The 12,098-nt window shown below is 42.8% G+C and carries 10 protein-coding genes; 7 read left to right on the forward strand and 3 right to left on the reverse strand.

The features are described from left to right. The 6 genes from AB5642_RS13280 to AB5642_RS13305 all read left to right on the forward strand — a co-directional run. A partial coding sequence (locus AB5642_RS13280) for a substrate-binding domain-containing protein (protein ID WP_368371687.1) occupies window positions 1-650 on the forward strand: 650 nt, incomplete at its 5' end. Between the two features lie 42 nt (window positions 651-692). Next, window positions 693-2,045, forward strand: a complete 1,353-nt coding sequence (locus AB5642_RS13285) for a hypothetical protein (protein ID WP_148462812.1) — start codon at window positions 693-695, stop codon at window positions 2,043-2,045. Window positions 2,046-2,278: 233 nt separating this feature from the next. Then, the gene (locus AB5642_RS13290; protein WP_148462811.1) at window positions 2,279-3,259 is read left to right on the forward strand and encodes a carbohydrate ABC transporter permease; all 981 of its coding nucleotides are present in this window, start codon (window positions 2,279-2,281) and stop codon (window positions 3,257-3,259) included. Further along, window positions 3,256-4,128, forward strand: coding sequence for a carbohydrate ABC transporter permease (locus AB5642_RS13295; protein WP_226814790.1), 873 nt, complete (start codon window positions 3,256-3,258; stop codon window positions 4,126-4,128). Before AB5642_RS13290 ends, AB5642_RS13295 begins: the two co-directional genes overlap by 4 nt. A gap of 288 nt (window positions 4,129-4,416) precedes the next feature. Next, window positions 4,417-5,085, forward strand: coding sequence for a TRIC cation channel family protein (locus AB5642_RS13300; protein ID WP_330589305.1), 669 nt, complete (start codon window positions 4,417-4,419; stop codon window positions 5,083-5,085). Between the two features lie 24 nt (window positions 5,086-5,109). After that, window positions 5,110-6,942, forward strand: a complete 1,833-nt coding sequence (locus AB5642_RS13305; protein WP_195392071.1) for an ABC-F family ATP-binding cassette domain-containing protein — start codon at window positions 5,110-5,112, stop codon at window positions 6,940-6,942. Window positions 6,943-7,079: 137 nt separating this feature from the next. Here the strand turns inward: AB5642_RS13305 and AB5642_RS13310 are convergent, their stop codons facing one another. The 3 genes from AB5642_RS13310 to AB5642_RS13320 form a co-directional block, all read right to left on the reverse strand. Next, window positions 7,080-8,807: an ammonium transporter gene (locus AB5642_RS13310; protein WP_195392072.1), complete on the reverse strand. Its 1,728-nt coding sequence runs from the start codon at window positions 8,805-8,807 to the stop codon at window positions 7,080-7,082. A 505-nt stretch (window positions 8,808-9,312) separates the two neighbouring features. Further along, window positions 9,313-11,412, reverse strand: a complete 2,100-nt coding sequence (locus AB5642_RS13315; RefSeq protein WP_368371690.1) for a glutamine synthetase III — start codon at window positions 11,410-11,412, stop codon at window positions 9,313-9,315. Window positions 11,413-11,818: 406 nt separating this feature from the next. Beyond that, the gene (locus AB5642_RS13320; protein ID WP_320055023.1) at window positions 11,819-11,971 is read right to left on the reverse strand and encodes a DUF6783 domain-containing protein; all 153 of its coding nucleotides are present in this window, start codon (window positions 11,969-11,971) and stop codon (window positions 11,819-11,821) included. Between AB5642_RS13320 and AB5642_RS13325 the strand changes: the two genes are divergently transcribed. Next, a complete protein-coding gene (locus AB5642_RS13325) occupies window positions 11,903-12,046 on the forward strand; it encodes a DUF6783 domain-containing protein (protein WP_320055024.1) in 144 nt (47 codons plus the stop codon). The two genes, AB5642_RS13320 and AB5642_RS13325, sit on opposite strands and share 69 nt — an antisense overlap. Window positions 12,047-12,098: the final 52 nt, after the last annotated feature.

Genomic DNA, 12,098 nt, shown 5'->3' on the forward strand with positions numbered 1-12,098 from the left:
GTGTGGATTTTACCGCAGAAGAGGTTCAGGAGCTTCTCCTTTCAGACATTCCGGTGGTGACCATCGATCATATCTGTGATGGAAGGATATCGGTAGTATCCAACAACATCCAGGGAATGGAAGAACTTGTTACCTATATATATAAGAAGGGACACCGCAAGATCGCTTACATTCACGGAGATGACACATCGGTTACCAAGAATCGTCTGGGAAGCTTTTACCGGACCCTGCAAAGGCTGGGTATTGAAGAACCGGATGAATATGTAAAACCGTCTTTTTACAGAGATGCTGATCTGGCAGGTGAGAGAACCGGTGAACTTTTGGATTTGAAAGATCCGCCAACCTGTATTCTCTATCCTGACGATTATGCAGCGATGGGAGGGATAAACGAGATACGGGAAAGAGGACTTCGGATACCGGAAGACATTTCAGTAGCCGGGTACGATGGAATCAATATCGCCCAGGTTCTTGAACCCAAGCTGACAACCCTTTGCCAGGATACAGCGGCAATCGGAAGGATAGCGGCAGAAAGGCTGATTGAGCTGATTGAGCACCCGAAGACAACAGTTATTGAGAAATACACAGTGGATGGAACCCTTTTTAAAGGTGCTTCCGTGAAAACTTTGTATCCATCAAAAAATTTCAAGTAGTTATTAAAAAAATTAAAAGATATAATTAAAGGAGGAAGTAACATGAAGAAAAAAATGGTGAGCGTATTATTAACAGCTTCTATGCTGGCAGGAATGACATTATGTGCAGTCCCGGTTATGGCAGAAGATGCAGAAACACCGGAAAACGAAGTAACCGGTGACGCTTCCGCAGATGATTCCTTTGTAGTATGGGGATGGAACGATGATATCAAGAAGATCCTTGATGGACCATTCAAAGAGGCTTATCCAGATGATTATGAAAGAATCGTATTCGTAAACACAGGCGGATCTGATTATTATCAGAGCAAACTGGATCCTGTACTTGATGATCCTTCAAATGAGTTATATCCTGACATGATGGGTCTGGAAGTTGACTATGTTCAGAAATATGTAAACAGCGACTGGGTACAGAATGTAGCAGATCTTGGAATCACAGCTGATGACTATGCAAACAGCTATCAGTACAATCTGGATCTTGGATCCGATGTTGATGGAAACGTAAGAGCTCTGTTCTGGCAGGCAACTCCTGGATGCTATGCAGTTCGTGCAGATCTGGCTGAGAAATATCTTGGAACAACAGATCCGGCAGCTTTAGCTGAGAAATTCAAAGATCTGGATACCATTGTTGCTACAGCAAAAGAAGTGAATGACGCTTCCGGTGGAAAATGCAAACTGTTCTCCGGTTATGATGAGATCAAACGTAGCCTGACCGGTTCCAGAACCCAGGGCTTCTATGATGAGAACGATAAGATTACAATTGATGACAACATCAAGACATATATGGAAACAGCTAAGACTCTTTATGATGAAGATCTTACCTTCAACACAGATCAGTGGAGCGCTGACTGGAGTGCAAACATGAGTGGTGACGGCGTTGATTCTAACGCAGCACTTGCTTATATGGGATGCCCATGGTTTGTATACTGGAGCTTAAGTGATGCTTGGAAAGGCAACACAATCCTTGTTCCTACCCAGACAAAATGCTATTGGGGCGGCACAGGACTTGCAGCTACAACAGATTGTGCAGATACCGAGCTTGCAGCTAAGATTATGAAGTTCTTCACATGTGATGAAGATGGAATGGTTGCAATCAACGCTCTGAACTCTGACTATGTAAACAATACAGCAGCTGTCAGCAAGATCATCGAGGCTGGTACATCCGCAGATGGAAACGGCTATCTGTATCCAGACGCTGGACAGAACTTCATGGAGTTCTTCCTTCCATTAGCAGACGGACTTGACGCTTCTATGGTAACAGCAGAAGACCAGCAGATCCTTTCCCTTATGGATACTCAGACCAAGGCTTATGCTACAGGCGAAAAAGACCTTGATACTGCACTTGCAGATCTGACTGCATCTATCCATGATACATTCTCTTACCTGAGCGCAGAATAATGTGGCTTAAGAGTTTGCAGAGTCAATCATAAGTAAGTAGTGAGTGTGCTGCTTCTTCCCCAAAGAAGGAGCAGCACATTCTTATATAAGCGAGCAGCTGCTTTTGCTATAAAAAAGCAGAATGACTGCCAGTGGCAGAGGAGGATGGCGCAGAAGCCCAAAGGGGCAGGTACTCCCGCCAGTGTCAGGCATTCTGCCTGGGAAAAGCAGGCAACTTCAGACAGGAGGCTGTTATGAATAAGAAAAAGAAAAAAATGATCGATTATGGAAGGTATGGCTACTTCTTTATTGCACCGTTTTTTATCACTTATCTGGTGTTCCAGCTGTGGCCACTGATCAATACTTTCTATTATAGTACCTTAACCTACTACAAACGTAACGGACGTGAATTCATGGAGTTTGCAGGACTTCAGAATTTTGTAAATATCCTTGGTATGGCTGCAGGAGAGAGAGGTTATGTACTCAGCTATCTGAAAAATACCCTTGTAATGTGGGGCTGCAACTTTGTTCCTCAGATTCTGGTTTCCCTTCTTCTGGCTGTATGGCTGACGGATGAGAAGGTTAAGGTAAAAGGAACCGGTGCGATGAAGGTTATTGTTTACCTTCCAAGTGTTATCACTGCAGCTTCCGTTTCTGTACTGTTTAAATCTTTATTTTCCCAGTACGGACCAATCACCCAGACGTTGAAGGACTGGGGCGTTCTCAGCAAGAACTTCGATTTTATGTCCAGCGTAGCAGGAAGTCGTGGGCTGATCTCCACAATTCTGTGGTGGATGTGGTTTGGTAATACGACCCTGCTTCTGATTTCAGGCGTTCTTGGCATTGACCCGGGACTTTTTGAGGCTGCTGATATTGATGGTGCAACAGGCTGGAAAAAATTCCGCTACATCACTTTACCGCTTTTGAAACCAATTATGCTGTACACACTGGTTACCTCCGCAATCGGTGGTCTTCAGATGTATGATATCCCAGCACTGTTCAACGTTCCGGAGACCGGACTTGTTGGTCTGCCAGATGATAAGACTACCACAATGGCCATGTATATTATGCGTTTGTACAACAGCGATGTTGGAAAGGCAGCAGCCGTTTCCGTAGTACTGTTTATTATCACGTTGGTTGTCAGTCTGATCCTGTTCGCAACTATGAGCGACAGCGAAGACAGACGTATGAAAAAAGAGCAGAAACAGCGTAGAAAGGCAGGTGGAAGATCATGAGTAAAGCCGCAACAGCAGACAGCTACAGCAAGAATATGCTGCATCAGAAAGTCTTCCGTACCATTATTTGTATTTTATTCTGTATCATTGCACTTTTGCCATTTGTTCTTCTGGTTATGAACGCAACAAGAGATTCTGAGTCTATCAAGGCTGGTGTTTCCCTGATTCCGTCCACACACCTGATCGAGAACTGGAAAAACCTGATGATCAAGCAGAACGGTATGCAGATTACTTTGCAGAAAGCGATCATTAACTCTGCAACCATTACGATTCCTGGAACTTTCCTGTCAGTTTATTTTTCATCTCTGACAGCTTATGGTATCCATGTATATGATTTCAAATTCAAAAAATTTGCATGGGCATTTATTATGGCAGTTATGATGGTACCAAGTCAGATTTCCATCATCGGTTTCTACCGTTTCATGCTGGATCTGAAGCTGATCGATACATACGTTCCGTTGATCATTCCTACCATTGCAGCTCCAACTGTTGTTTTCTTTATGAAACAGTATATGGAAAGTACACTTTCTCTGGAGATGATCGAGGCAGCTAGAATCGACGGTTCAAAAGAGTGGAATACCTTTAACAAAATTATCCTTCCAATTATGAAACCGGCAGTTGCCACACAGGCAATCTTCCAGTTCATCGCACAGTGGAACAACCTGTTTACACCTACCATTTTGCTGACAACAGATTCCAAGAAAACACTTCCTATGTTTGTACAGCTGCTGAGTTCTAACCAGTTCCGTACTGACTATGGTGTAGTTTATGTAGGACTGTTTGTTACTATTATCCCTCTGGTTGTTGTATACTTGGTACTTTCCAAGTACATCGTCGCAGGTGTTGCACTTGGCGGTGTTAAGGGTTGATGGCGTGTATGAAAATATATTAGATTAAGAAAAATATTAAAGAAAAATATTAAAGAAAAATAAGTGTATGGCCGGAGGAGAAGTCTTCCGGTCATATTTTTGAGCTGTTTCAAAAAAATAATTTGGATATGCTGAAATTAATTGGATTTTTCGGAGTTTTCAGGTGGCAAACAGGGAATTATATGTTATACTGATTGGGTGTCATTTATGGGAACAAGCGGGAAAGGAGAACCCTCTTGTGATAAACACAAGAAGTAGTTTTTACTGCGCAAACTTTATGAGAATGGCATGGATAAAAGTGGGCGAGGTTATTGTTTTATGGGTTATCAGGAAACAATCACATTTATTTTGGAGATGATTGGAACTATTGCATTTGCGGCGTCAGGTGCACTGGTGGGATCGGAGCAGAAGATGGATATTTTCGGAGTTTCGGTTCTTGGGGTGATCACTGCAGTTGGCGGTGGTATGATTCGTGATGTGACGCTGGGAATTACTCCTCCGGGAGTTTTTCAGAAGCCAGTATATGCGGCTGTAGCAGTGCTCACTTCAGTGCTGGTGTTTTTTCTCCTTTATTTTAAAAGGGAGATGCTGAAAGGAAATGTTACTTATGATAAAGTAATGCTGGTGATGGACTCTGTAGGACTTGGGATATTTACTGTGGTTGGCGTAAATACTGGAATCCGTCAGGGGTTTGCAGACAACACTTTCCTGCTGGTATTTGTGGGAACCATCACCGGTGTTGGCGGAGGATTGCTCCGTGATATGATGGCAGAAGTGCCGCCTTATATTTTTGTAAAGCATATTTATGCATGTGCATCCATTGTGGGAGCTATTGTTTGTGTGTATACGTACCGCTGGTTTGGAGTGGTGTTCTCCTTGATCTTTGGATCTGCAGCGGTGATCCTGATGCGGTATCTGGCTGCACATTACAGGTGGAACCTGCCGAAATTAAAATAAAAGGTAGCTATTAGAGGAGTACTTATGATTAAAGCAGAGAATTTATCCTATTCTTTTCCACATAAAGAGTTATATAATAAAATTTCATTTACCCTGGAGGATGATGTGCATTGTGCCTTTATCGGGACCAATGGAACCGGTAAGAGTACACTGGTGAACATGATCCTTCATCCGGATAAATATTTATACGATGGAAAGCTGATCGTGGATGTACCTGGAAGGATTGGGTATGTCAGTCAGTTTTACACCGTTGAGGAAGAAAAAGAGATTACGGTATTTGATTATATCAGTGAAGAATTTGTAAGGCTTCAGAATAAGATCAACCAGATCTGCGAGGATATGGCGGCTACAGATCATCTGGAGGAGCTGATGGAGGAATATCAGCAGACTTTAGATGAATTTAATGCCATTGACGGTGACTTTTACGAAAGTAATATTCGGAAGCAGCTGAAAACAGCGGGGCTGGCTGGGTATGAAGACCAGCTTCTTACAAATTTAAGTGGTGGAGAGTTCAAGCTGGTGCAGGCCATCCGGGAGATGATGATCAGCCCGAAATTTATTATTATGGATGAGCCAGATGTGTTCCTGGATTTTCAGCACTTAAATGCACTTCGGAATCTGATCAATTCCCATAAGGGAACATTGCTTGTGATCACCCACAACCGTTATCTTCTGAATCATTGCTTCAACAAGATCCTCCATCTGGAGAATACGGAGATGCAGGAATTTGATGGCAATTATGTGGATTATAATTTTGCACTTCTTCAGATGAAAATTGAGCAGCAGGAGCTGGCTGCGGCAGATATGGAGGAAATCGAGCGTAATCGCAAGATTGTAGAGCGTCTTCGAAACAGCGCTACTGCCATTGACAGTGCAACAAGGGGTAGAAGTCTGCATGCGAGAGTTTCCCTTTTGGAACGTCTGGAAGCGAGAAAAACAAAGTCTCCATTTGTGGATATTAAGCAGCCGGAGATTGTATTTCATGCAGATGAGGTATTGGATGCGGAAGTTTCTGGTGAAAATCCGGAAGAATCTTTGGAAAGTGAAAGAAAGTCCGGACAGGGAGATACGAATGCGGAAAATGCAGCTGAGAAGATAGTGTTAAGTGTAGAAGACTATAATGTGACCTTTGACCGTGAGATTATGGAACATGTTTCCTTTGTTCTTCATGCAGGGGATAAGGTTGCAATTGTGGGACCAAACGGTACTGGAAAGACGACCCTTCTTCGTGATATTATCAAAGGAGAAAACCCGGCAATCCGTCTTGACGAAAATGTTAAGATGGCATATCTTTCCCAGATGCATGGGGAGGTATTTGATGAGAAGGCCACTGTTCTTAAGAATTTTGAGGATGCAGGCTTTAATACCGATGATCAGGTGATAGCTTACTTGAAAACCTATGGTTTTGAGGAAGAACTGATCTACAGTCCGGTATGTGATCTGTCCGGTGGAGAAAAGAATCTTCTCCAGCTTGCAAAGATTTCCAGAACAGGTGCAGGTCTGCTGCTTCTGGATGAGCCAACCAGTCACCTTGACACATATTCTCAGCTGGCATTGGAGCAGGCAATAGAGAAATACAATGGAACAGTGCTAATGGTTTCCCATGATTTTTATACCGTAGCCAACTGCATGGATTATGTGCTTCTCACAGAGGATAAGGGCCTTCGCAAGGTAAGTATGCGAAAATTCCGAAAGATGATTTACGCCGATCACTTTGATAAGGATTATCTGGAATATGAGCAGAAGAAAAAAGAACTGGAGAATCGAATAGCTTTCGCACTTCAGGCAGGCAAGTATGAGGATGCGAAAAAAATTTCAGAAGAACTGGAAAAACTTTTGCGGAAATATAATGGATAACAAAATATTTGTATAGGAAGCAGCAGTGACGGACATATGTGCCGGAAACGTATAAGAAAAAACAGCCCCCGGAAAAATTCCAGGAGCTGTTTTTAAATAAGGGAAACAAAAATATAGTAAGATGTCAAAGTAATTTATTACTCTTCGTGAGTATCCTGCAATGCCAGGTAACCTTCCTCGCCAGTTCTGATCTTGACAACGTTTTCGATGTCGTATACGAAAACTTTTCCATCACCGATCTGACCGGTATGAAGAATTTTCTTTGCGGTTTCGATAACCTTCTGAACAGGAACAAGGCTGACAACAATTTCAATCTTGACTTTCGGAAGTAGGTTCATATCCATCTCAACGCCACGATAGTAAGCCGGAGCACCTTTCTGGACACCACAGCCAAGAACATTTGTAATGGTGATTCCGGTTACGCCGATTTCATTCATAGCCTGCATAAACTCTTCCAGCTTGTTCTGGCGGGTAATGATAACAACCTTTGTAAGCTTATGAACGCCGTCTGCCGGGATTTCCGGAATGAATTCAGCTGGAGCAGAAGGTCTGGAAACAGTGGTAAATTCTCTGGATGTTCCCATAGGAGTGGGAACAGAAGCAACAGCATCGCGAATAGCAAATCCGTCATAAGCACTTGCAAGACCATGTTCTTTCATATCAAGACCTTGAATCTCTTCTTCAGCAGATACTCGAAGACCTATAGTATGTTTGATAACCTGGAAAATAATTGTCATTGTAACTGCAACCCATGCAATTGTGATAAGCATTCCGGCAAGCTGTACACCAAATCCGTGGAAACCGCCGCCAACAAGAAGACCTTTCCAGTCTGTACCAGCGCCATCGGAGAAAAGACCAACAGCAAGAGTACCAAATGCACCGTTTAAGCCATGGACACCAACAGCACCAACCGGGTCATCCACTTTTAATACTTTATCAATAAATTCAATACCAAATACTACGACAAAACCAGCTACAATACCGATAATAGCAGCAGATGTAGGAGATACGGTATCACATCCTGCAGTAATTGCAACAAGACCTGCAAGAGATCCGTTCAGTGACATGGATACATCTGGTTTTTTATAGCGGATCCATGTGATCATCATAACCGTTACAGTTGCAACTGCAGCAGCAAGGTTTGTGGTAACGAAGATTTTTCCTGCACTTACAATTGCATCGCCTTCCATGGATACAGTGGAAGCACCATTGAAACCAAACCAGCAGAACCAGAGGATAAATACACCAAGTGCACCGACTGTCAGGTTATGACCTGGAATTGCTTTTGATTTTCCGCTTTTGGAATATTTTCCGATACGTGGTCCAAGAATGACGGCACCGATAAAGGCAGCCACACCACCTACCATATGTACTGCACAGGAACCTGCGAAATCATGGAAGCCCATCTGACTGATAAAACCGCCGCCCCAGATCCAGTGACCGGAAATCGGATATACTACAAGGCTGATCATAAGACTGTATACACAGTAGGATGAGAATTTGGTCCTCTCAGCCATAGCACCGGAAACGATTGTAGCGGAAGTAGCACAGAAGACTGTCTGGAAAATCAGGAATGCCCAGAACGGAACTCCGTCAGGAAGCATTGCACTGCCATAATTTGCTTCTGAAGCGATACCGCCGATTCTTCCGAAGAAGCCGTTTCCTGCACCGAACATGATTCCAAATCCAACCAGCCAGAAAGCCGGAGTACCGATACAGAAATCCATCAGGTTTTTCATAATAATGTTACCTGCATTTTTTGCTCTGGTGAAACCTGTTTCTACCATAGCAAATCCGGCCTGCATAAAGAAGACCAACGCGGCACCAACAAGTACCCAGATCGTGTTTACTGCTGAATAATCCATAATAATTTCCTCCCTCTTTTCGTACTTTTCGAAATATTTCGAAAAACACGGTTTTAATATCAAAAAGCGCGAAAGAGAAAACAAATTTGTTTTTCCTTTCGCGCCTTTACGATCATGGTATATTGTCTGCGTCTGCAGAAATATTGTTACTGTTCACTCTGTGACCAGTAACACGCTTCGCGATGCACAGAAAGACGAACCTTCTTGTGACAGGCACAAGAAGTAGCGTTTGCTGCGCAAACTTAATTCTCGGGTTTTCTGTGAACTTTGTTTACAAAAAACACCTTGCGGAATGTTACCAGTGAACAGTAACGAAATATTCAGTTGTAAAATTAATATGTAAAACAGGGGATATCCGTATCGTGTGATTAATGGATGAGGAAATCGATAATGAATTATGAAGTAGAGTTTCATAATAGATATCCCCTGTATTTACCTGTGTGAGAAACAAATTCCAAAAACAGGAACAGTTTCTTTCATTTAGAATTCTCCTCTGTAAATCTGATCAGATATAGAAGAGAAGTTTTCCATATGTAGGATATGGAAGCAGATCATCCGGAATGAGAGTTTCAGCTTCATCAGCAGATTTTCTCAGTTCCTCCATGTCCTCAAGTACTTCAGCCTGATACAGTTTTGCATTTTCCAGAACATCATCAGTTGCTCTTGCTTTTGCTGTATCAGCTTTCAGCTTCTCAAGACCTTTTGTCATAGCATCCTGAAGTCCAGAAAGCTTGGTGATAAGAGCAGTTTCACTCTCACAGGTGATTCCAGGAACAACAGAAGCTTTCAGGCTTGCTGTGCTTGCAATTTCTTCAATATAAGACATAACAGATGGAAGAAGGTCTTTCTGAACCATTTCAACCATTGTGTTAGATTCGATGTTGATGGTCTTGGAGTAGTTCTCAAGCCAGATTTCATAACGGGAGTGCAGCTCTTCGCTGGTGAAAATGCTGTGCTTTGTGAACAGGTCGATATTCTTCTGGGCAATCCACATTGGGAGAGCATCCGGGGTAGACTTCAGGTTGTAAAGACCACGTTTTTCAGCCTCTTCAATCCACTCATCTGTATAACCGTTACCGTTGAAGATTACACGTTTGTGTTTCTTAATGGCTCTCTTAATCAGTTCATGAACTGCATGTTCCATATCTTCCGGAGCTACACCGTCAAGCTCTTTTGCAAACTGGTCAAGAGCTTCTGCAACAGCTGTATTCAATACAATATTCGGGTTTGCAACAGAAGCTGCAGAACCAAGCATACGGAACTCGAATTTGTTTCCGGTAAATGCAAATGGTGAAGTACGGTTTCTGTCAGTATTGTCTTTTACAAAGTGCGGCAGAACAGTTGCTCCGATATCCATCTGTACAGCGCCGTGAGAAGTAAAGTAAGTATCATTTTCGATAGATTTCAGAACTTCGGTAAGCTCATCACCAAGGAAAATAGATACAACTGCTGGCGGAGCCTCATTGGCACCAAGTCTGTGATCGTTTCCAGCACTTGCAACGGAGATACGAAGAAGATCAGCATATTCATCAACTGCTTTAATAACTGCCATTAAGAATACCAGGAACTGAATGTTTTCGGATGGTGTTTTTCCAGGATCCAGAAGATTTACGCCATCATCTGTGATCATGGACCAGTTGTTGTGCTTACCACTTCCATTGATTCCCTCAAATGGTTTTTCGTGAAGCAGGCAAACCAGATCATGTTTGTCAGCAACCTTTTTCATGATTTCCATTGTCAGCTGGTTGTGGTCAACGGCTACATTTGTGGTATCAAATACAGGAGCCAGCTCATGCTGTGCAGGAGCAACCTCGTTATGTTTTGTTTTTGCAGGAATGCCAAGCTTCCAGAGTTCTACATCAAGATCATGCATGTAAGCTGCAACCTTTGGCTTCAGAGTTCCAAAGTAGTGATCTTCCATTTCCTGTCCCTTAGGAGCTGGAGCACCAAGTAAGGTACGTCCGCAGAATACAAGGTCTTTTCTTTCTTTATAAAGTTCCTTTGGAACCAGGAAGTATTCCTGCTCAGGTCCTACTGTTGTGGAAATATGTTTAATTCCCTTGTTTCCAAGAACGTGAAGCATGTTTACGGCTGCTTTATTTAAGGTATCCATAGAGCGAAGGAGAGGAGTCTTTTTGTCAAGTGCCTCACCACTGTAGGAACAGAATGCTGTGGGAATGTAAAGAGTTCCGTCTTTAATGAAGGCTGGTGATGTTGGATCCCATGCTGTGTATCCTCGTGCTTCAAAAGTAGCACGAAGACCGCCGGATGGAAAACTGGAAGCATCCGGTTCACCCTTTACAAGTTCTTTTCCGGAGAAATCCATGATTACCTGTCCATCGCCTGTTGGGGAAATGAAGCTGTCGTGTTTCTCAGCTGTTACATTTGTCATAGGCTGGAACCAGTGTGTATAATGAGTAGCACCATTTTCGATTGCCCATTCTTTCATGGCTACTGCAACGGAGTTCGCAACATCAAGCTCCAGATGAGTACCATTTTCGATGGTCTTTTTCAGTGCTTTGTACATGTCCTTAGGTAATTTACTGCGCATAATCCTGTCGTTGAAAACAAGACTTCCATAGATTTCGGGAATATTCTGTGTCATAACGGATACGCTCCTTTCACTTTTCATGTCTTTCTTCATCCTTATTTTTGATAAAAGAAAAAGGCGCCTTGGATACATTTCTGTATTCCAAAGCGCCTTTGCTTTATGTTCTGTAGTATACTCAAAAAAAACCAGATGTCAATAGTTTTTTTGAAAAAAATTCCAAAAAGATTTTGCGGTTGGCTGAAAAAAGTTCTTGTTCAAATTAGGATAGGCATACTTGACAAATAGGTTTCTTCCATTATAATTTTTGTTCAGAGCTAAGCAAATTTACAGCTAGTACATCGAATATTAAGTAACTGCCATATTGACTTGTCTGATTTTTCATCTGCTGCGCCTACGTCGGTCGCCGTAGCCACCGCTACGCCTCCTTCCTCCGCCTTGCATATGAAGAAATCATCCTGCGTCAATATAGCAGATACTTAATTTTCGATGTACTAGAGCGTGTTTGAAAAAGCATTCCTGCAATCTGCACGCCCCACTTTGCGGTATATTTTGCCCGAATTCGGTTGTCGTAGCCCGCTACGACGCCCTCATCCGGACAAAATCTCCCACAAATTGTGACGCACATCTTGCAGAAAGCCTTTTTCAAACACGCTCTAGAGCCTGCATAACGATACGTTCCTGGGTGTAAATTTATTTGGCGATACGCCAAATCGACGAAATGGGATGCATTTCTGAGATTG

Source organism: Ruminococcus sp. 1001136sp1_2201st1_G3_2201SCRN_220225 (assembly GCF_040924365.1).
GTDB lineage: Bacteria > Bacillota > Clostridia > Lachnospirales > Lachnospiraceae > Blautia_A > Blautia_A faecis.